14 protein-coding genes and 2 pseudogenes are annotated in these 23,092 nt (G+C 43.8%); 10 read left to right on the top strand and 6 right to left on the bottom strand.

The genetic code is table 11. From position 1 onward, the window contains the following. The first annotated feature begins 14 nt into the window (after positions 1-14). Together creC and ACOBWA_RS04805 are read left to right on the top strand one after the other, a co-directional pair. Positions 15-1,808, top strand: coding sequence for a two-component system sensor histidine kinase CreC (gene creC, locus ACOBWA_RS04810; protein ID WP_420230356.1), 1,794 nt, complete (start codon positions 15-17; stop codon positions 1,806-1,808). A 235-nt stretch (positions 1,809-2,043) separates the two neighbouring features. After that, positions 2,044-2,244: a hypothetical protein gene (locus ACOBWA_RS04805; RefSeq protein WP_420230355.1), complete on the top strand. Its 201-nt coding sequence runs from the start codon at positions 2,044-2,046 to the stop codon at positions 2,242-2,244. Between the two features lie 151 nt (positions 2,245-2,395). Here ACOBWA_RS04805 and aroC read toward each other — a convergent pair whose 3' ends face one another. Further along, entirely contained in the window at positions 2,396-3,499 is a 1,104-nt protein-coding gene (gene aroC / locus ACOBWA_RS04800) for a chorismate synthase (RefSeq protein ID WP_093068921.1), read from the bottom strand. Positions 3,500-3,643: 144 nt separating this feature from the next. Then, positions 3,644-4,816, bottom strand: coding sequence for a 50S ribosomal protein L3 N(5)-glutamine methyltransferase (gene prmB / locus ACOBWA_RS04795; RefSeq protein ID WP_101206117.1), 1,173 nt, complete (start codon positions 4,814-4,816; stop codon positions 3,644-3,646). Positions 4,817-5,174: 358 nt separating this feature from the next. Here prmB and ACOBWA_RS04790 point away from each other — a divergent pair, with 358 nt between their 5' ends. Beyond that, the gene (locus ACOBWA_RS04790; RefSeq protein ID WP_420230354.1) at positions 5,175-6,578 is read left to right on the top strand and encodes a L,D-transpeptidase family protein; all 1,404 of its coding nucleotides are present in this window, start codon (positions 5,175-5,177) and stop codon (positions 6,576-6,578) included. Positions 6,579-6,709: 131 nt separating this feature from the next. Here ACOBWA_RS04790 and ACOBWA_RS04785 read toward each other — a convergent pair whose 3' ends face one another. Beyond that, a complete protein-coding gene (locus ACOBWA_RS04785; protein WP_057759250.1) occupies positions 6,710-6,922 on the bottom strand; it encodes a hypothetical protein in 213 nt (70 codons plus the stop codon). 310 nt (positions 6,923-7,232) lie between these two features. Here ACOBWA_RS04785 and ACOBWA_RS04780 point away from each other — a divergent pair, with 310 nt between their 5' ends. The 5 genes and pseudogenes from ACOBWA_RS04780 to ACOBWA_RS04760 all read left to right on the top strand — a co-directional run bounded on the left by ACOBWA_RS04780 (position 7,233) and on the right by ACOBWA_RS04760 (position 14,600). After that, on the top strand, positions 7,233-8,948 hold the full coding sequence (locus tag ACOBWA_RS04780) for a DUF389 domain-containing protein (RefSeq protein ID WP_420230353.1): 1,716 nt from the start codon (positions 7,233-7,235) through the stop codon (positions 8,946-8,948). Positions 8,949-9,102: 154 nt separating this feature from the next. Continuing rightward, positions 9,103-11,774 (top strand): annotated as a pseudogene (gene alaS / locus ACOBWA_RS04775) (alanine--tRNA ligase). A gap of 387 nt (positions 11,775-12,161) precedes the next feature. Next, positions 12,162-13,448, top strand: coding sequence for an aspartate kinase (locus tag ACOBWA_RS04770; RefSeq protein ID WP_057759246.1), 1,287 nt, complete (start codon positions 12,162-12,164; stop codon positions 13,446-13,448). A gap of 430 nt (positions 13,449-13,878) precedes the next feature. Beyond that, positions 13,879-14,046 (top strand): annotated as a pseudogene (csrA, locus tag ACOBWA_RS04765) (carbon storage regulator CsrA); the annotation flags it as partial. Between the two features lie 179 nt (positions 14,047-14,225). Then, positions 14,226-14,600: a HopJ type III effector protein gene (locus ACOBWA_RS04760; protein ID WP_057759243.1), complete on the top strand. Its 375-nt coding sequence runs from the start codon at positions 14,226-14,228 to the stop codon at positions 14,598-14,600. A 125-nt stretch (positions 14,601-14,725) separates the two neighbouring features. Here the strand turns inward: ACOBWA_RS04760 and ACOBWA_RS04755 are convergent, their stop codons facing one another. Next, complete coding sequence (locus ACOBWA_RS04755; protein WP_102094259.1) at positions 14,726-15,037, bottom strand: YeaC family protein; 312 nt, start codon at positions 15,035-15,037, stop codon at positions 14,726-14,728. Between the two features lie 55 nt (positions 15,038-15,092). Next, positions 15,093-16,001: an NAD(+) kinase gene (locus tag ACOBWA_RS04750; RefSeq protein ID WP_057762401.1), complete on the bottom strand. Its 909-nt coding sequence runs from the start codon at positions 15,999-16,001 to the stop codon at positions 15,093-15,095. Between the two features lie 415 nt (positions 16,002-16,416). Here ACOBWA_RS04750 and ACOBWA_RS04745 point away from each other — a divergent pair, with 415 nt between their 5' ends. Then, complete coding sequence (locus tag ACOBWA_RS04745; RefSeq protein ID WP_420230352.1) at positions 16,417-17,139, top strand: Bax inhibitor-1/YccA family membrane protein; 723 nt, start codon at positions 16,417-16,419, stop codon at positions 17,137-17,139. 119 nt (positions 17,140-17,258) lie between these two features. Here ACOBWA_RS04745 and ACOBWA_RS04740 read toward each other — a convergent pair whose 3' ends face one another. Then, positions 17,259-20,120, bottom strand: a complete 2,862-nt coding sequence (locus ACOBWA_RS04740; protein ID WP_420230351.1) for a heavy metal translocating P-type ATPase — start codon at positions 20,118-20,120, stop codon at positions 17,259-17,261. Between the two features lie 437 nt (positions 20,121-20,557). Here ACOBWA_RS04740 and mrcB point away from each other — a divergent pair, with 437 nt between their 5' ends. Further along, positions 20,558-23,062, top strand: coding sequence for a penicillin-binding protein 1B (mrcB, locus tag ACOBWA_RS04735; RefSeq protein WP_420230350.1), 2,505 nt, complete (start codon positions 20,558-20,560; stop codon positions 23,060-23,062). Positions 23,063-23,092: the final 30 nt, after the last annotated feature.

The following is a 23,092-nucleotide window of genomic DNA, read 5'->3' as shown; positions in this document are numbered from 1 at the left end:
GTGGCTGCTAGTTTATGAATAATAAAATCAATCCTGCTGAGAATGATATTCATAACGACCAAAGCAATTGGTATGCTAAATTGCACCCCATTGGTACTGCTCAGCAAGCCCCTAAACGCAAACGACTGCTCAATTTAAGTATATTTTTTAGAATTTGGCTAGCCGTTGCGTTGGTGCTCGTCATATGCGGCGTGGTGGTGTTTACTCAGTTATTTGGCTACGTTAAGCCAACCGCGCAGCAAGTCATCGAAGACACGCTACTGGACACCAGTAAATTACTGGCGGCCAGTCTACAGGTGCCGTTATCTACAGGACAGCTCTATGATGAAGAGTATCAAGCGCAACTTGATGCTGCATTTGTCGGCATGCCAACGATGGGCGAAACGCTCAGTCCTGTCGATCAAACCAAAAGCTACAGTAGCTTTCGCGTGTATGTGACAGACAGTAGCGGCATAGTCATTTACGACTCCCTGCCCAAACCTGATAATAATGAAGGGCAGAACTATGGACGCTGGAACGATGTCTATCTCACGTTAAAAGGACAATACGGCGCAAGAAGCACGCTGCGAGATTATCAGCGGCGCGATGGTTCAGTCATGTATGTGGCTCAGCCCATCAAAAATCCGTCTGGAGATATCATTGGCGTGGTCAGTGTCGGTAAGCCTGTCGCTAGCGTATTGCCTTATTTAGATGACACTCGTAACCGCATGCTTATCACCGCACTACTTATCAGTATCGCCGCCCTTATACTGGCAGGTCTAGTAGCATGGTGGCTTAAGCAAAGTATTACCTTAGTGACTCAATATACCAGTGCATTGGCAGAAGACACCAAAAAGCCCTATTTCTATCTAGGTCATGAATTAAATAGCTTGACAGATACCATCGAGACCATGAAGCATCGATTGGAAAATCGTGCTTACGTCACCGATTACGTCCATACTTTGACCCATGAGCTAAAAAGCCCTTTAACCGCCATACGTGCCAGTGGTGAGCTATTAGAGGATGATGGCATGGATGGAAATACCCTTGATTATGATGATCGGCAGATGCTCATCGAGACGGTTGGTGAGCAAAGCGTAAAAATGCAACAGCTCATCGACCGACTTCTATTGCTTGCTCAAGTAGAACAGCCTACCTTTAAACTCAACCGACAACTGACTCCCCTATTACCACTTTTGCAAACTCTGATCAAAGATAATGCCGCCAAGCAGCAACAGCAGAACCTATACCCTATTGATATATATATTGATAATAAGAATGTGAACAATACTGCAAACTTGCCAGCAGAAATACTGGCATCGACCAGTGTGTATGCTGACCAATTTTGGTTAATACAGGTACTGCAAAACGTGCTTGATAATGCGATACACTTTGCAAAGCGTACCGTTGAAATTTCACTGCACAGCACTGCTCGCACCGTCACTATCGATATATTCAATGATGGAAAGCTGCTACCTGAATATGCTATAGCCAAAGCATTTGAGCGTTACTTTAGCTTGTCTCATCAAAGCCAACCCTCAGCTCAAGCAACGGAACAAACAACGAATCGCACAGACAGCAATAATCTATATACAGAGTCGGCAGATCCTACGACTGAGCCGAGGCAAAATGACCATAGTAGTAATATGCTCAAGAAAGGCACGGGCCTTGGACTCACCTTAGTAAAGCAAGTGATTGAACATCATGGTGGTCAGGTAGCCATTAATAATGTTCATGCCAACGATAATAAAATTAGCCCTGATAACACTGATACTGGTAAAGACCAACGTTCTGGCGTGATGGTTAGTATTACCCTGCCCTTAGCTTGAGAGTAATAATTTATAGTCGATTCAATTTAAGGGTAGTACAAGGCAACCGAGTGCAGATGTATATGTGATACTTCAAGCGAGGTTAACGCTGTAATACTTTTATAGTGGAGTGACTATATAATAGTTCATCAACTTTCCATCATGACTACACAGGATTTCTACTTCATTGTTTTACGATAGCACTAGGATCTGTTGAACCGTCAAATTCGTAAAGTAAATTAGGAGGAGAAAACCTATGTCACATCAATTAACTAATAACACTATCATCAAGAATCTAATCGGCTTTAGCCGTCATTACTGTGCACAAACATTAACGAGCCAAGGCGTCGATAGTATTGATTTTGGTCATTGGCTAGCGATTCCTAGTCAGCGGTTATTATTGGTATTTCGACATCAGCAGTGTGTGGCTATTGATGAGTATCAACTGGCAGCCTGATATTTAGCTAGCTCAATACATTAGTTGTATTTAGGTATTGATTGCATTTAGGTAACACCTGTATTTTATTTAGACATAAGAAAGCCCTTTATTATTTCTAGTATTAAACTACTGGAAACAACAAAGGGCTGATTACTCTACGACAAAAATACTAAGTAATCGATTGTACTGGCGGCTTCACATCGGCGTTTTGACCACGGTGACGCAGATAATGATCAAGCACTACAATCGCTAGCATCGCTTCGGCAATAGGCGTAGCACGCACACCAACGCAAGGATCATGACGACCCTTGGTTAGCATATCGACTGCTTCACCTTGAGTGTTGATGCTCTTGCCAGCAGTAGTAATGCTAGAGGTTGGTTTTAGAGCAATACTCACACGGATATCTTGACCTGATGAGATACCGCCCAAGACACCGCCAGCATGGTTGGCTGCAAACCCATCTGGGGTCAGCTCATCACGAGCGCTATGTCCAAATTGACCTGCCACCGCCATCCCATCACCAATCTCGACGCCTTTGACCGCATTGATACTCATCATCGCATGAGCGATATCTGCATCTAAACGATCAAATACTGGCTCACCTAAGCCTACTGGCACACCGCTCGCAATGATATCAAGGCGCGCGCCACAGCTAGTGCCTTCACGGCGCAAGTTATCAATCAAAGTTTCAAAACGGCCAATCGCTTCTTTGTCTGCACAGAAGAACGGATTGCTATTTACAAATTCCCAGTCAATTTGGCTTGGGTCTAAGACATTACTATGCTCATTGCCGATTTGGGTAACGTGACCACGGATTTGTACGCCCAGACGTTCTTGCAAGTATTTCTTGGCGATAGCACCAGCAGCCACTCGCATAGCCGTCTCACGCGCTGACGAGCGACCGCCACCGCGATAGTCACGGAAGCCATATTTCATACTATAAGTATAGTCAGCGTGTCCAGGACGGAAAGTATCTTTGATATCGCTATAGTCTTTAGATTTTTGATTGGTATTGCGAATCAATAAACCGATAGACGTACCTGTGGTTTTGCCTTCAAATACGCCAGAAATAATTTCAACTTCATCAGACTCACGGCGCTGGGTTGAATACTTAGACGTACCTGGTTTGCGACGATCCAAATCTACTTGTAGGTCGTCTGCAGATAATGCTAAACCTGGTGGTACGCCATCAACGATGGCCATAAGGCCTGCCCCATGCGACTCACCGCAAGTGGTAACCGTAAAAACCTGCCCAATACTATTGCCTGCCATAACTGTCCTTAAACAAGTAAACGCTACTGATGACTGTGTGACCAATCACTCATGGTTCTTGCTTGTGTTGCTTGTAATGAGTGATTGTATTGTTGCTTATAGTTTCGGCTCGTGCAGCCGACGTCTATTTAACCTAATATCTGTCTATTGAAGGCTATCTAATAGCTGAACATAAGAGGCAAACAATTGACGGTTTGAGACTAGCTCATCATAGGTAATCGCAAAGACACCATGCCCGCCATGTGCAAACTTCAACCAATCAAATTGAATTTCAGGATAGGCTTGTTTTAGTGCCCACTCGCTATCACCTACTTCACAGATCAGCAACCCATCTGGGCTAAGGTAATCTGGCGCTTCAAATAAAATACGATGTACCAAATCCAAACCGTCTTGACCCGCTGCTAGCGCATGCTCAGGCTCATATAAGAACTCAGGCGGCAAATCTGCCATGATAGCAGCGTCCACATACGGCGGATTAGTAACGATAAGCTCATACTGGTTCTCAGCAGGTATCTTGGCAAACAAATCAGACTCGATTACGTTTACTTGATGGCCAAGATCATGATGATCGACATTGACCATTGCCACTTCTAATGCGCCTTTATCGATATCAACGGCATCGACCAACGCATCAACGAAACGAGTAGCAAGCGCAATTGCGATACAACCAGAGCCAGTACACAAGTCCAAGATACGCTCAGGCTGCGACAATTGCTTCACATCTAAGCCATGATCATAAAATACCGCTGACTTTTCGTTCGGACTGACACCCAGCGGTTTGGCCAATTCAGTAACTTCAAAGTACGGATGGAACTGCTGACGAATCAACTCTGCAATCGGTGAACGAGGAATAAGGACACGCTCATCGACATAAAAAGGCAAATCGCAGAAGTATGACAAGTTAATCAAATAACTGAGTGGCTTACGTTCAGCGATACGCTCTTCTAATAGTCCTAGTACCAACTGTTTTTCAGACGTGGTCAGACGACAGTCTAAAATCTGCTCATTAGCAGACCAATCGAGAGACAAAGAATGCAAGACAATGGCTGACGCTTCTGCAAACTCATCGGTCGTGCCTTGTGCAACAACAACGTCATAGTTACGCAGCTGCGTGACTGAAAAACGAATAAAGTCGCGAATACTGACGAGCTGCTCACGTGCTTCGTTTAGCTCTGCATGTAAGTTAGCAAATTCATCGTGCTCACCAAGAAGTCCAGTCTCTAAATCATACTCCATCTCACCGTCTAAGCCCTCAGACTCATCATTGAAGTATTGGTTTTGAAACTCTTCTGCACTCATTGTTTGGTCTTCTGACATATCGCACCTTGTGGATTAACTGCTAGCGGGTTAAATTGCTTTTTGCTAAAAACTGCTTTTTGCTAAAAGCCAGTTTATGAACTAAAAATTTAATCCTACATTATAGACGTAAACCTCTAGTAGCGCCAATAACTGTCATTTTTACTTGCACAAAAAATAGTGCGGATAATGAACAGTTTGCGTAAGAATCGAGCACGACGCCATACACACCTTGGTTAAATTATTACCCAACTGTAGCGAATACGTCAGCAGTTGACGTTTGGCAAGTCTTAAATGCAAAAAGATGTGTCAAAAGTTTGCGATGCAATCAAATTATGCGCATAATAGCCGCATTAGTAGCAACCACAAGTGACTCAATATGATGAAAATAAAGCCAATTATTACTGCCATATCTATCGCAGCTGTAAGCGCCAGTGTAGCCGCAATTGCTGCACCTGCCGATAGTACTCGCACATTGCCAGTACGCACGGCTGACGCTATGCCAGGTATTGCCAAAAAGGTTAGCCTTAATGTGCAAGAGAACCGTAGTCGCTCAGATGGCGCTGCTACTGTACAGTTAAATACAGAGAAAGCGAAACCAGTCGACAGCATGAACCAGCTTATCAATAATAAGCAAGAAGCCAACCAAAACCTGCCAGCCCCAGCTGCTGACAATATGAGCGCAGCAGAACTGACGCGCAAAGATGAGCAGGCTGACCGCAATGATGATATTAGTGAGGGTCAAGCCGTTGCGGCGCCTAGCGACCTATCATCTATCGACTCATCTGATCCACTCGCTTTTGAGTTACCAGAGAGTGAGAAGCGTCAAGACTTCAGTGATGACCCAACCATCAAAAATATCGAAGACAAAGATGGTAAGAAGCACACAACGCTGAACTTGTCGAACTATGCTAAGCAAGTGAACGGTGCTGTCTGGTCACCTAATATGAAAGTCAACTCAGCGATGACGATCAAAATGCAGGCGCTGCTCGATTGGAACCATGCTTCTCCTGGTCCTATCGATGGTGGTTGGGGCATGAACAGCAAAAAAGCCCTTGTTAACTTCCAAACGATGAAAGGCTTGCCAGCGACTGGTAAAATGGACCAAAAAACTTGGGATGCCTTGGTTAAAAATATCCCTGCGAACAAACCCGTACTGGTCACTTATACGTTGACCGCAGACGATATCAATACCAATTTTGCGACCACGCCTTCTGGTTCAGAAGCGAAGTCAAAAATGAAAGGTCTTTATTATCAAGATATCAAAGAGATGCTAGGTGAACGTTTCCATATGGATGTACGTTACTTAGACAAACTCAACAAAAATAAAAAGTACGCTGTTGGCGAGACTATTACGGTGCTAAATACTCGTGACAAGCTGAACCAACGTATCAATCGCGTAGTCGCCAACAAAGCCGACAAAACATTGTATGCCTATAATGGTGACAAATTGGTTGCTACTTATCCGACGACCGTTGGTAGCGATGCCACACCGTCTCCAAAAGGCACGTTCAAAATTATCAATAAAGTGAAAATGCCTTGGTATAAATCAACTGTCGGTGAAGGCGCTCAAAAGAAAGTTCATATGATAGCACCAGGACCAAACAATCCGGTCGGTGTCGTTTGGATGGGATTATCTAAGCCTTCTTACGGTTTACATGGCTCACCAGTACCTGAAGGTATCAGTCGTCAGGGCTCAGCAGGTTGTGTTCGTTTGACCAACTGGGATGTGTTAGAAGTGTATGCCAATATCGAAAATGGCGCAGTTGTCGAACTTCAATAAATAGAGCCTTATTAAATCTAGCTTCGATGCTAGTTAGCAGATAGTTTTAATGATAAAAAGACCTCAATATTGAGGTCTTTTTTTGTTTGTTGATGGGTGGTTCCACTTCATATCGATAATACTGTTCGCCTTTATGTCTTGTAGCCTTCCTCATTCCCAGTAATACTGCCAATTTTTTTGGTAAAGAATAATCCTGCAGGTATCGAAGCTAAAACACCCAATCCAACCGCTATTTGAATATGAAATATCTCATCGAACCCTGTAATGAGAGCACCAATCATAAAAAGCCCGATAGTCACGGTGGCTGTCATTGAGTAGATGACAGAAAACAATGGCCAGTTCATAAGTTACTCCTTATCTTTATTGTGGATATAATATATTTAACCTTAATTCCACAAAAAAGTAAGTATTTACCGTGAACCCTTGTAGCATCTATATTGAATGACTTTTTAATAAAAACCATGCTACTATTAAGGTTTTAGACTTAAATATAAGAAACATCAGTTCTTACTTCCATCTTCTTTCTACTCTTTTTTACAATTTTCAAGAATCTCCTATATCTTTATCTATTTATCATTACAATAATGACTTTCTTTATCTACTAAGAACGCTATCTGCTATGTCCTCATCTGAAAAAAGACTGCGCCTAACTCAGTGGATCAAAACGATTCACCAGCCACTAATGATGCCTCTCAAAATCAAGACGCGACAATTGACCCCGTAGTTGATGATGCCGCTGTAAACAATGATGAAAGCGAAGACAATCAACACAAGCAATCGACTGATACAGATGACGAAATAGACTCCGAAGTAGACACTGAATGTGCGCAGCCACCTGACGCTGAGATAACCATGGAAACCATCAGTGACGATGTGGTCGTAGCAACCTTAGAATCGACAGAACCTGAGTCACAGTCAAATACTGAAGCATCAGAAATTGCAAAGTCAGAATCTATAGAAGCAAAAGAAAAGTCCGATTTCTTTCAGTCGGATACGGCAGAAACAACAGAAAAAAGTGCTCAAGATGATAGTGATGCTGAAGTAACGGTAGAAGCAGAAGACGACTATGCTGATGACCCTGCTGATGACACAAATATCGCAGCACAGTCATCAGATAACAAAACAGCCAATCAACAAAAAACAAAAAATGCATCTAGTCGCGATGATGACCATCAAAATAATGACTCAGAAGATAAAAGCCAAAATAAAGACACCGCTGTAGAAGATAGCGACGCTCAAAAGTCTCAAGGTAAAAGTGATGAAGATGAGGTTCAAGAGGAAAAAGAAGCCAAACTTGAGTCTTATAAGCAGTTTGTCGCCGAGCAATTCAGCAATCAAAAGGTAGATTACCCAGAAGTACGGGTTAGGATTGAGGCGAACGCGCTACCTAGCAAGATGTACTTCATCATGAACATCTTATCTGCCATCATTGCCAGTTATGGCCTAGTGACTAATTCAGCAGCCGTGGTCATCGGAGCGATGTTGGTTGCGATGATGCTAGGCCCTATCACGGGTATAGCGCTAGCAATTATCGATCACCGTATGCCATTGCTACGTAAGTCGCTTTTTACCGTCATTATCGGTGTCTCGCTGGTGGTATTGGTCGGCTTTATCGTTGGTTGGCTACATAAAGACCAACCGCTAACCGCAGAAATCCTATCACGTACCCAGCCCACCTCTATGGATTTAATGATTGCCTTAGCAGGTGGTACGGCTGGCGCGTACGCGATGGTATCTCCGCATCTCTCGGTTGCTGTTGTCGGCGTTGCAGTTGCCACAGCCCTGGTACCACCACTAGCAGCTAGCGGTATCTTGCTCGCTAATGGCGAGATGCAGCTTGGGCTTGGTGCGCTATTATTGGCAGCGACTAACATTCTTGCTATCCAGTTTACCAACGCGCTTGTATTATGGGTCTTAGGCTTCCGTCGTTTGGTCGATGACGATTATAAATCCAATACTTATCTGACCTTTTTGCAGCGCAATGCCGTGACCTTGTTGCTACTTGGTGGCTTAGGTGCCTACTTAACCATCAATCTACAGACCAATGCCAAGCAGCAAGTATTTGAGAGTAGTGTCAAAGAAGCCATCAACAACTACTTTATCGATCAAGGTAATGTATTGACCAATACGCAATTTGATACCTCAGAAGAAAACCAAGTGGTGCGGGCGATTGTGCGTGGAGAGACTTTACCAAGCTCATACGATGTTCGCCAGATTGAAACGCTCATTACTAATGATATGGCAGAGAATTTCCCAGAGTACTTGCCAATCAAGCTCCAACTACGCTATCTACCCGTACAAGTAATCGAGTCCAATCCAACCACACAAGACAAATTAGATGAAACGGATGCGGCAATTTTGACCAATTAGTCTGCATACTCTACAAATTAGACAGTGACTAGCACACGTATAATAACCTAGTAGTTATAACTCTTGTACCAAGAGCTTGGGCGTTTGTGCTAAAATCGCTTGCAAAATTATTTTATGTCATTTACTCAATTCTATCCGTCAGTAAGGAGCCGCTGTGAGCCAGCCATTTCGCTCAGCCGATATTCGCCAAGCCTTTATCGATTTTTTTCATAAGCAAGCAGCACACCCAAGTTTCATCGTCTAGCTTGATTCCACACAATGATCCGACATTGCTATTTACCAATGCCGGTATGAATCAGTTTAAAGAAACCTTTTTGGGTATGGAACCACGTGACTATACACGTGCGGTAACCTCTCAAAAGTGTGTACGTGCTGGCGGCAAACATAATGATTTGGATAATGTCGGCTATACCGCACGTCATCATACTTTCTTTGAAATGCTTGGCAACTTCTCATTTGGTGATTATTTCAAGCAAGCAGGCATCGAGTATATCTGGGAGTTTTTGACCTCAGATAAGTGGTTAGCGATTGATAAAGATCGTCTCTATGTGACTATTTATGAAACTGACGACGAAGCCTTTGAGATTTGGAATAAAAACATCGGCATTCCAAGTGAGCGCATCATTCGTATTGGTGATAACAAAGGGGCTCCTTACGCTTCTGATAACTTTTGGACGATGGGTGACACGGGTCCTTGTGGCCCTTGCACCGAGGTTTTTATGACCATGGTGCCGATATCGAAGGCGGTTTGCCAGGTACGCCAGAAGAAGACGGCGATCGCTATATTGAGATTTGGAACTGCGTATTCATGCAGTTCAATCGTCAAAAAGACGGCACGCTGTTACCACTGCCAGCACCTAGCGTCGATACAGGCATGGGTCTTGAGCGTATTAGTGCCATTATGCAAGGCGTTCATGGCAACTACGAGATCGATTTATTTGTCCATTTGATGGATGCAGCAGCTGACATCTTAGAGATCAGCAACGAGCAACAATCATCATTAAAAGTCATCGCCGACCATATTCGTGCTGTAGCATTTTTGATTGCTGATGGTGTCACGCCAAGTAATGAAGGTCGCGGCTATGTATTGCGCCGTGTCATTCGTCGTGCGGTACGTCATGGCAACAAGCTTGGCGCTGATAGTGAGTTTTTCTATAAAATGGTTGCGCCACTCGTCGCTGAAATGGGCAGTGCCTATCCTGAGCTACAAGACAAGCAGAGCGTCATCGAGAGTGCTATTCAAAAAGAAGAAGCACAGTTTGCTAAAACATTGGCTCAAGGCTTACGTTTACTTGCCAGCGAACTTGAAGGCTTACAAGATGGCGATACGCTATCTGGTGAAGCTGCATTTAAGCTCTATGATACCTATGGTTTCCCACTTGACTTGACCGCAGATATCACTCGTGAGCGTGGTATTGCTATTGATGAAGCCGAATTTGATGAGCATATGCAGGCACAACGTGAGCGTGCGCGTGATGCTGGCAAGTTTGACGTCGATTACAGCAGTGTCATCCAAGTAGAAACACCAACGACATTTATCGGCTATGAGCAGCTTGAAGAAGACGGCGTGACTATTGACGCGCTTTATCAAGACGGCAACCCAGCAGACAGCTTAACAGAAGGCATGGAAGGCGTTGTGGTATTAGATCGCACCCCATTTTATGCTGAAGGTGGTGGTCAAGTTGGTGAGCTTGGTGAAATCCGTACGGCATCTGGCGTCTTTGAAGTGCAAGATACCAAAAAATCTGGTCAGGCGATTATCCATTATGGTGTCGTGACCATGGGTGATATCAGCACTAAGCAAACCGCTGAAGCGCAAGTACTGTCTAGCATTCGTGCAGCCAGCGCCAAAAACCACTCGGCCACTCACCTATTGCACGCAGCGCTAAGAGAAGTGCTAGGCGATGCGGTCACGCAAAAGGCTCACTAGTCTCAAGCGAAGTACTACGTTTTGACTTTGCTTATGACAAACCTGTTAGCGCCGCTGAAATCATGCGTGTTGAACGTCTCGTTAATGAGCAAATTCAAGCCAACACCCCTGCCCGTATCGAGCACATGTCGATTGACGAAGCGATGAATCAAGGCGCTATGGCACTGTTTGGCGAAAAGTACGGCAGTGATGTTCGAGTACTAACCATGGGTACAGACCGTATCGTCGATGGTCAGCGCAAACCTTTCTCTATCGAGCTATGTGGTGGCTTGCACGTACAGCGTACGGGCGATATCGGTGTGCTGAAAATCACCAGTGAGTCTGGTATTGCGGCTGGTATCCGCCGAGTTGAAGCTGTCACTGGCATGAATGCGGTCAAAAATATTCAGCAAAGCGAGCAACAACTGAGCGAATTGGCAAGTCAGCTGAAAGTAAAACGTCCTGAAGTAGCGCAGCGTGTCCGTACGATGGCTGATAAGCAACGTGACCTAGAAAAGCAACTAGAGCGCTTGCAGCAAAAAATCGCCAGTGCTCAAGCAGCCAATTTGCTTGATGATGTACAAACGATCGCAGGTACCCCAGTTCTTATCAGTACTTTAAGCGGTATCGATGGTAAATCTATCCGTACGCTGATGGACGATATCAAATCAAAACTGCCTGATAGCGTGATTGTATTAATTGGTGATAAAGATGACCAATTAGCACTCGCAGCGAGCGTCGCAAAATCTGTCACTGCCAAAGTGAAAGCTGGTGATATTATTCGTCATTTAGCAGGTGAGCTTGGTGGTAAAGGTGGCGGTAAGCCTGACTACGCACAAGGCGGCGCACCGAAGTCTAGTAACAGTGCAGCGGTTATCAGCGCTCTACCTGCTTGGATTGAAACCCAGCTAAGCTAAGCTAAGCTAAGCTAAGCTAAGCTAAGCTAAGCTAGCGAATACTAAACTCGCGAATATATTGGTATAGCGCGTCACAATGTACTTTATATTTATCGCATAGCTTTACTCTATTACACATAGAATACGTGATTGGTTATAACTACTATAACCAATCGCCATACATCTAAGCGCTCCTGAGGCTTAAAGTTATGCGGTAGATATGGTATAAAGGTCAACGTTTGGGCATATTGTTCATTCTATAAGGTTGATAGATACCATTAGAAGAATGAAAAACCTAAAGGCATAACTCTTATCATCTGGCTTTATCTATACAAGCATTGACGAGCATCACATTGACTCTCATCAATGACAATAAAAAGTCATTATTGAATAAATAGGTAGATTTTTATGGCGTTAATAGTACAGAAATACGGCGGCACCTCGATGGGTAGTATCGACCGCATCAAAAACGTCGCCAAACGAGTCAAACGCTGGCATGACAATGGTCATCAAGTGGTCGTCGTAGTCTCAGCCATGAGCGGCGAAACCAACCGTTTGATTGATCTAGCCCGCCAAATTAGCACGCAGCCTGATCCTCGCGAATACGATCAGATGGTCTCAACAGGTGAGCAGGTTTCTATCTCACTCCTCGCTATGGCGATTAAAGAGCTTGGTATTGGTGCCCGTTCAATGACTGGTCGCCAAGTCGCGATTAAGACCGACAACGCCCATAACAAAGCCCGTATCGAAAGTATCGATGACAAAAACATACGCGAGCAATTAGATGCTGGCAATATCGTTATTGTGGCAGGTTTCCAAGGTATTGACGAAGAAGGCAACGCGACCACATTAGGACGCGGCGGTTCTGATACCACAGGTGTGGCGATTGCTGCAGCCTTAGGCGCTGACGAGTGTCAAATTTATACCGATGTCGATGGTGTCTATACCACTGACCCTCGTGTGACCTCAAAAGCCAAAAAGCTTGAAAAAATTACGTTTGAAGAAATGCTTGAAATGGCAAGTCTTGGCTCTAAGATTCTACAAATTCGCTCAGTAGAATTCGCTGGTAAATATGGCGTGCCGCTACGTGTACTCTCTAGCTTTGATGAAAACACAGACGGTAGCTTTGACCAAGAGTTTCAAGACAACGTGGGTACCCTAATAACGATAGACGAAGGAGACAATATGGAACAGGCAATCATCTCAGGTATCGCGTTCAACAGAGACGAAGCAAAAATCTTAGTACGCGGCGTGCCTGACCATCCTGGTATCGCCTCTGCTATCTTAAGCCCAATTGGTCGTGCCAATATCGAAATCGATATGATTGTACAAAACCTTTCGGATAACGGTACTACTGACTTTACTTTCACAGTTAACCGCACTGATTTAGATAAGACGCTAAAAGTGCTTAACGAAGAAGTAAAAGATGAAATTGGCGCCAAAGAAATATTGGGCAACAGTGAAGTCGTTAAAGTGTCATTGGTTGGTGTTGGCATGCGATCACATGCTGGTGTTGCTAGTCTTATGTTCCAAACACTGGCTGAAAACAACATCAATATCCAAATGATTTCAACCAGCGAAATCAAAGTGTCGGTCCTAATTCAGGATCAACACTTAGAAAAAGCCGTTAAGTCATTGCACACGGCATTTGGCCTAGATCGTGAAGACGGTGAAAGCAAAATCGCTGGGCTATAAGACATAAAAACTGTTAAAATATAGCATTAGCTTTAATGGTTATCTATTAATCGCTATTAATGACTTTATACTTTATATAGTATGTAAATAAACAGCATTTAAATTAATAGCGTTTGAATTAATAGTATCTAAATAAAAACAGTACTTAAATAAAATAGGATCTTTTTAGGTCCTATTTTTATTTTTTAGCATAGTTGAAATGAGCATTTACCTAATAGTTTTGTGAAAAACCGTGACAGTATCTGTTATGCCGCCTATAATGGGGCTTTCATTTGGGCTAAATGAATCTACCTATCATTACCGCTATTGGCACGATATCTGGCATCGTGATAATGGTTATATTGCATGTTTGGTGCTGCGGTGATGTTCTGCAATTGAGAAGTAATCTGATGAGTAATAATTTGTTGATGCGACATAAGGAGTGTGACGCATGTTAATTTTGACACGCCGCGTGGGCGAAACGCTAATGATTGGCGACGAAGTAAGTGTGACGGTTCTAGGCGTCAAAGGCAATCAAGTACGTATCGGTGTAAACGCACCTAAAGATATTGCAGTACACCGCGAAGAGATTTATCAACGTATTCAGCATGAGCGTTCTGTACAGTCGCAAATGCAGCATCTTGAGCAAGGCAACTTTTCGCCTTCGTTTGATGACGAAGACTACTTTAATCGCTAAGCTAGCTAAATTATAATACTGAACGCTCAACGGCTACTATCATCATTGAGCACACATAAATATTATATTGTTTTTTTAATCTGCTCTGAGGTCATTTATTTATGAGTATCCGCCAATCAGATGTATCGGCATTACTTAATGGTTTGAACAAAAAAGCCATTGGATTCAATGATGTCATCAGCTTTATCGATGATTTTTATCGCTATGCACCTGCTCCTTTCGTAAATGGGATGGTACATAATGCAGCCGGTGAGAACGAAGGTAGCGCAAAGATTTTTGGTTTTGCTAAGCACCATGGCCTAAACCAATTGGACACGCTTAAACTATTTGGCGAACATTATGCCAAGGTGCAAGCAACGCCTAACGGTACCGATCATGCCAATATCCGTAATTTTTTACATTGGGGCTGGCAAGGATTCTTGATGCAAAAGAACCCGCTAACGGTTCGTCCTAGTGTCGATACGACTGCTATTTAATCATTTATAGTGATTAAGCTATTTCTGATAATTTAATTATTGGTAAAGTAAAAAAGCCACGCTATATAGCGTGGCTTTTTTATGACAATTGTCTTTATCACAACTATTATAGACTTCTTATAAACCTATTTATCACGAAACTTAACAGGCTGTACCGCACCTTTAGGATTCGGCATATTAGGGTAGTGATGCTCATGCTCGACATCACATTCAGCGCCAACGACAGTACCATCGTCTTTTACGGGTTTATGAATATAACCTGTACGCTCGGCTGGCGGTAGGTGCTCATGCTCCCATACCATCACTGCTTGCATACAAGTCTCGCGCTGCTCAGCGGTAATCTTACGACCGTCAGGCCATTTACCTAGCTCAATCGCCATACGAAATTTATCAACCACTTCGGGCGTTAGACTTGCTAGTATTGTTTGTTTATCCATCTTACCTACTCTCCACTACCATTTTTTGTATCATATTTTGGTCTAATAGATACGCTTATTCATCGTCTATAATATCATCATCGACATCAAGACTGAATTCTTCGGCATGTACGTTCCAGTGCAGCTTTGTACGGCAGGCCTCATAAAAGTCAAACCCAGGCGGGTGCAACAAGGTAAGCTTATCAGGATGCTTACGAATATGTAGGCGCTGCTCTTGCTCAAGTGGCACGCTTGGCTTACCGTCCGCACTCACCATCGGCTGAGTACGATTGTCTTCGTGGATACGAATACAAACCTCACTATTACCACTGACCACAATCGGTCTGCTAGATAATGTATGGGGATGCATCGGCACCAGACAAATAGCGTCCATACTCGGATGAATGATTGGACCGCCACCTGATAAAGCATAAGCAGTAGAGCCAGTCGGTGTTGCTGCTATCAAACCATCACTATGCTGTCTATAAACGTCATGTCCATCAATTTTCATCTGAAAATCAATCATATGTACGGATTTGCCGGCGTGCAGTACGATGTCGTTCAGTGCCATGTCTTCATGGATAATTTTGCGCCCTTCTCGTATCTCCATCGTCAATAAAAACCGATGATCCAGTTGATAGTCTCCCATCAATACTTGGCGTAACTTAAAGGCAGCTTCATCAGGTTTTACATCTGCTAAGAACCCTAAGCGACCACGGTTTACACCAAGTACAGGTACACGGTAGCGTGCTAGCGCTTCAGCAGCATGTAATATCGAACCATCACCGCCAACCACAATAACCAAATCACAAATCTCACCAATCAAACCACGTTTGACGATTTTGACTCTTTCTATGTCTGTGAGGTCAAGCGTTGGTAAATTGGCCGTTTGTACATCCATTATCAACGTCAAATTCATATCATTGACGGTTTGGGCAATCTGTACCAAGCTTTGAGTAACACTACGTTTACCAGCACGGCCCATTAGACCAATGCGCCTAAAGGCGGGGTTTTTAATAGCGTGGAATAGCTCTGATTCATGTAAGTGTGGCAATCTTGCTGACTGCGCTGAGTTTTCCATAAAACGACTCGGTATAACGGTGAAGTACAAGGTAATGATAGCGATAAATGCGCGCTTAGACTAGCATGTTTATGAATTATCGTTGTTAACTGTCGTAACTGACCCCATATAAAAGCTATCGAATGTTTTACTTAGCCGAATCTGTCTGTTCAGTTTTTCAATTAGCGTATTGAGCGATACAGTAGCCCGATGCGCTAGCCAATGAGCAGCCTGAGGTTGCACCGCAGCAGTTGTCACGTAAACACAGTTGACAATAATGGCGGTTTTGCTAAAGTAACTAACATTACTATTTTTATATTTTATTATTAAGGACTTATGTATGGCCAATCCTATTGTCAGTCGCGCAGAACTTGCGATCGGCGGTAATCCAATGACGGTCAAGGGCGTAATTCAAAAGACCAGCTTGTTACTTGGTTTATCAGCTATTACTGGTGTGGGCTTTTTCTTTTATGCGCTTATGGCAGGTTTATCGCAAGGTTTTATTACGATGGCAGCCTTTGGTAGCATGATTGCTGCGTTTGTTCTGGCTCTTTTTATTACCTTCAAGCCGCAAAAAGCCAAGACTTTGGCAGTGCCTTACGCCTTGTTAGAAGGTATATTTTTGGGCGGCATCTCATTATTTTTCATGAGAATGTATCCAACAGTACCAGTCACTGCAATGTGCGCAACTTTCGTCACAGCTGCAGTTATGCTTAGGTTATATCGTTCAGGTTTAGTTAAGGTTACTGAAAAGTTCCGTTCTATCGTGACCTCGGCGGTCATTGCCATTATGCTTGTCTATGTCGCACAGTGGGTACTTTCTCTAGCGTTTGGCTCATCATTGCCGTTCCTATTTGAAGGTGGCGCTATCGCTATTGGCTTTAGCTTATTTGTCATCGTTATCGCTTCTTTCACCTTGCTATTAGATTTCGATAATATTGATCGCGGTGTTGCGATGGGTGTTTCTGAAGATTACGAGTGGTTGTTCAGTATTGGTATTCTTGCGACCTTAGTCTGGATGTATATCGAATTTATGCGTCTATTAAGCTATCTACAAGACTAACTGTAAAAGCTACCTAATAGTATCTCTGTATAGAAAAAACCGCCTTCCATTTGATGCAAGGCGGTTTTTTTATGAGCAAACTTTACAGACCTGTTTATATTGAATGCTTTTTAAAGAGACTAAGCACGTTTTAAGCGCAATGCATTTAATACGACAAATAGCGAACTGAGCGACATACCAATTGCAGCAAGCCATGGTGGCACATAGCCTAAAGCCGCTGGTATCAGGACGATACTGTTGTAAGCGAGCGCCCAACGGAAGTTTTGCTTGATAATACGTTCCGTCTTATCAGAGATACGTTTAGCCGCAGTGATGGCCTCGATTTGTCCATTTAAGATAATACTGTCACTGGATACTTGTGCTAAGTCTGCCGCACCTGCAATCGAAGTCGAGACATCTGCTGCTGCTAACACTGGCGCATCGTTGATACCATCACCCACCATCAATACCACAGCACCGTTAGCTTGCAGCTGCTGAATATGATTGACTTTATCAGTCGGTGATAGGCCATTGTATGCAGCTTGCATACCTAAACTCTCAGCCATGACTAGCGCTTGCGGGCTTGGATCACCTGTCAACATAACAGACTCAATACCTAGTTCTTTGAGCGTATCCAGCATCGACTGCGCACTATCACGTACCTTGTCATTGAAATAAAAGCATGCCAGCGCCTGCCATTTTTTGCTATCAGTATTTTGACAAGACAATACTACTGCTGAGCTGGCTCGCTGCGCCACCAAATTGATGGTTAAATCGTTACTCTCAGAGACGTTATTGGCACCGTCATTTATTTTGTCTAATGCAAAGTCTTTATGACCGATTCGATATACAGTGCCATCAATCATCGCTTCTACACCGCCTGCTGGATAATGCTGTACGGCTTGCGTCGATGGCAGGTGTAACTGATAGGCTGCCGTCAGTAACGCGTGGGCAATTGGATGGCGACTCCCTACTTCTAGTGCAGCTGCAATGGCCAGCAGCGTATCTTTTTGCACTTTTAATGATAAATCGTCAGTTTCGGTCTGACTTTTCGATGTGATTAATTCGATATTTAATAAATTTGGCTTACCATAAGTCAGCGTGCCTGTCTTATCAAAAGCAACATGCGTGATTTCAGCTAGCGTTTGTAAGGTATGGCCACGCGTCGTCAAAAAACCATAGCTGGCTAAACGGTTCGTCGAGACAGTCAAGGCAATTGGCGTCGCCAACGACAAAGCGCAAGGACAAGTAGCGACCAATACGGCGACTGTTGCCCAAATAGCTTGGCTTGGGTCAACGATATACCAGCCAACAAATACTAAAACTGATAGCACCAAAATACGTGCCACAAACCAACGTGCCAGCTTATCTGCTTGCTGCGCCAGTTTGGGTTTTTCGCTCATGGCGCGGTTCATCAATCGATCAATCAGACCTATTTGACTGTCTTTTGGTAGCGCTGTCACCAACATCTCAAACGGCTGGCTGTCGTTTTGCGCACCGCCGACAATATAATCACCTTGGGATTTGATGATTAAATCACCTTCGCCCGTCAGTAGACTTTGTGACACTGTTGCAGTAGAGCTTAGCAAGATACCATCACTGATAATCTCAGAACCCGCTTCAACCAAAATAATATCACCCACTTGTAAACTATGGGCGGTGACCATTTGCTTTGACTCTATATCGTCTTCTACTTGTGATAGCGCATTCTGTTGGTTACGTGACTGCTGCCAATTTTGAGCAATACCCGATGTGAGCTGATGAACATTGGCGTCCATACTCTTCATAAAGTCGGGCATAACTTCTACTATAGCACTCGACGCGTTTTGATCTTCATCCCTATTGATAGCCAAATCGCTGGTCTGCTCAATAGCGTTCTCACTTAATGTAGCAGTCTCACCCTCAGTAGTTTCAGCTTGCTGAGACTCATTTTCTTTAAGCTGCTGTAAAATACGCTCGGCAGCTGATTTGTCTTCAGCGACTTTTTGTACCAATACCGGCTCAACCACAACCAAATCATTAGCCATAGTCGCGGCTTTTAGACGTGCGTTATGCTCGATATAACGCCCTGCCAACAAAAAGAAGATAAACATACTGACCGAGTCATAATACGTCTCCCCTTGCCCAGTGATGGTAGCGTAGAGACTGGCAAAGAAAGTAATAATCAACGCAAGACTGACGGGCACATCCATATTGACCTGGCGCGCACGAATTGCTGACCATGCAGAGGTAAAAAAAGGAATACCAGCATAGAAAAATACAGGCGTACTCACAAATAAAGACACCCAACGCAAAAAGTCACGCTGAAATATCAACATGTCGCTATACTCGCCAAAATAAAGCGCAACGGCATACATCATCGCTTGCATCGAACCTAGTGCAGCAATGCCTAGACGCAATAACATTTGATTATTATGACGTGCCAGCATGGCTTCATGAGTATCTTGCCGATAAGGCTTGGCTTCGTAGCCGATTTCGTTGATGACCGCTAAAATGCGACTGATGGGTAATTTGTTCTCATCCCAAATGACCCGCATACGTTGGTTGGTCAAATTTACCTGACATTTACCAATACCCTCTAGCTCATCGAGACGCGACTCAATCAGCCAAGTACAGGCAGCACACCGTAAGTTATTAACAGACAGCTCTGCTACTGACATGCCATCTTGCGCGTAAACGAACTGTGATTTTATCTCGTCATGATCGTAGACCTCGAGACGCGTCAGCTGAGTTGGCAAACTTGCCGTACGATTAATCTCTGAACGGTCAAGATAATATTGCTCAAGACCAGCCTCTACAATGCTTTGGGCAGCTAACTGACAGCCCATACAACACATCTCTCGTGACTGACCTAATATCTCGGTATGAAACGGTGGCTGAGGTACGGGATCGCCGCAGTGAAAGCAGTGGTCAGCCAACGGGAGCACTAAGCCTTCGATAATAGAAGTGTCTTCATAAGAATGATTGGTAACAGATGATACTGATGATGGGATACTAGACATAGTCGCGCTTACTTCCTTTGACAGGCTTGCTCAAAATGCATTCATTTAAAGCAAACTTGCTCGTATTGACTGTACTGTACGTCATGCCATAGAGCCGTTTTTAATCACATGAATATTACTACTGTTAGTAGCATAGTATTCATAACAAACGGCTAATAGCACACAATTAGCAACAGCGAATTCATACAAAATACATCGTGAGGACAATCGTAAATTGTTATCTTATATGGCGTTTATCTACCAGATTGAAAGTGACTGACGCTTTATTACAAGTATCGGTATTTTAATAGGGATTATACTATAAGCCATCGCTATGAGCAGTACCATCGCTCATGGTCTACGACCAATAAATGCCTGCGTTAACGATGATAGATTGAAAAATTTGTCAATTTGCGTCATTATGAGGCAGTTTTTTATCCAAAAATGGTGCGACATCCGTGCAAAAACCTAATTACAAGTTACCAAATACCAAGTTATCAGCGTCATCTAAGTCTGCTATGCATACGCTACCTTCGCAGCAGCGCGGCTTGGTCTTTAGTAGTCTGCTATTAGTTATCATTATCGCAGGCATGGTGCTGTTGGCACTGTATTTAATCAAACTTGATCGCACCATTACTCATAAGTTTGAGGGTAAGCGCTGGGACATTCCAGCCAAAGTGTATTCGCAGCCGCTTGAGCTGTACCAAGGCGCCAATGTCGATAGAGATACAATGAAGACATGGCTAGAGTTGCTCAATTATCAAAGCAACAAAGCTTATGACCGCACAGGTACCTATCACCGAACAGGTAATACTTACTTTATTCACACTCGCGGCTTTACGTATAGTGCTAATGATAAAGATGCCGAGCAAGTCATCAAAATGACGATTTCTGGTAATAAAGTAGAATCTATCCAGAGTACTCTGCCGGCTAAGAGCGGCATCATTCGTCTAGAGCCTGTCAATATCGGTGGTATCTATCCCGACAGTAATGAAGATCGGATGGTTGTGTCTTTGGACGAAGTGCCTCAGCCGTTAATTGATGCCCTTATCGCTACCGAAGATCGCGCGTTTTATGAGCACAAAGGGGTATCAGTACGTGGTATCGCCCGTGCCGTAATAAATAACTTTACTGGTGGTGCCAGACAAGGTGGCTCGACCATCACCCAACAGTTGATTAAAAACTTCTATCTCAATTCAGATCGCACTATCAAACGCAAAGCCAACGAAGCATTGATGGCCGTGCTGCTTGAGCTGCATTACAGCAAAGATGAAATTCTACAGACCTATTTGAATGAGATTTATCTGGGTCAAAATGGCAACCGCTCTATCAATGGTTTTGGTTTGGCATCACAGTTTTATTTTGACAAACCTCTTAATGAGCTGCGCTTAGATCAGCAAGCAATGCTGGTTGGTATGGCAAAAGGTCCAAGTATTTATAACCCACGTCGCAATCCAAATGACTCAAAAGCACGCCGTGATGTGGTGCTTAACAACATGCTGACCATGGGCACATTGAGCCAAGAAGACTACGACAAAGCCTTAAAGCAACCGCTTGGCATCGTGGATAAGCCTGCTGAAGGCAAAAGCCAGTTCCCTGACTTCTTAGATATTGTCAAACGTGAGCTAAATACCGTTTATTATTCTGATGACCTCAAGAACGAAGGTCTGATTATTATCAGTACTCTAGACCCTATCGCTCAATTGGCAGCAGATAAAGCCGTTGATAGAAAACTTGGTGAACTGCGTCGTAATAGTAGCAAAACTAAGGATTTACAAGGTGCGTTAGTGAGTGCCAACCCTGAGACTGGCGAGCTAGTATCTGTCGTGGGTAGTGGTAGTGAATTTACAGGGTTTAACCGCGCGGTCGATGCCAAACGCCAAGTTGGCTCGTTGCTGAAGCCTATCATTTATATGACTGCGCTTGAGAGCGGTCGTTATAACTTGGCCAGTTCAGTAGATGACTCCCCTATTACGGTCAATCTAAACGACGGTACTGACTGGAACCCTAAAAACTACGACAATCGTGATCATGGTTATGTTCCATTTACCACGGCACTGTCTCAATCCTATAACCAAGCGGCAGTACGCTTAGGTATGGAGTTCGGCGTTAATACCTTTGCTAAGCAATTACAGCGCATGGGTATCAAAGAAAAAATTCCACCTTACCCATCAGCATTGTTAGGCTCAGTTAATTTGAGTCCGATGGATATGCTTGGTATTTACCAAGTCTTTGCCACTGGTGGCTTCCGTACGCCTATTCATAGTATCCGTACGGTCATTGATGATCGCGGCCGTATTTTACAGCGTACTGGGCTTAACACTCAGCGCAGTATTCCACCTGAAACCAACTTTTTGACCAACTATGCATTACAGCAAGTCGTCTCAAATGGTACGGCCAGACGTGCGCAATCACTCGGCAGCAATTTAAACCTAGCCGGAAAAACGGGGACGACAAATGACTACCGTGATGCTTGGTTTGCAGGCTATAGTGGCAATTATGTAAGTGTCGTTTGGGTTGGTCGTGATGACAATAAACCGATTGGTTTGAGTGGTGGTACTGGCGCCTTACCAGTTTGGGTAGATTATATGAAACGCCTAAAACTGACTCCAGTTGCTCTACCAGAGCCAGAAGGTATTGAGTGGTTATGGCTAGAGAACAACTCAGGCAAACTGTCTAATGAACGCTGTGCGAACGCTCGCTACTTACCAGTAATGTCAGCTCATTTACCAGAAGAAGCTAGCAGTTGTGCGCTAAGCCTGTATCAGCAAGATCGTGCTCGTGAACAGACACAGTTCCAAAATCAGCAAGGTGATATCAATCAACAACGTCGCCGCGAAGGTTTAGAAATTCCAAATGGCGAAGCTGTTGAGTCTGATGGTGCAGAAGGTAGCAGCGAGCAAAGTGAAGGTGATGAAGACCGTGCTGATACTTGGTATGACCGCGCTGTTGAATGGTTCTAGTTGTTGAATGGCTTTAATAATGTTTTTGAT

It is taken from the genome of Psychrobacter sp. ER1 (genome assembly GCF_048631835.1).
GTDB lineage: Bacteria > Pseudomonadota > Gammaproteobacteria > Pseudomonadales > Moraxellaceae > Psychrobacter.
The sequence above is the reverse complement of the archived record's forward strand: the minus strand, read 5'-3'. Positions and strand labels throughout refer to the sequence as shown.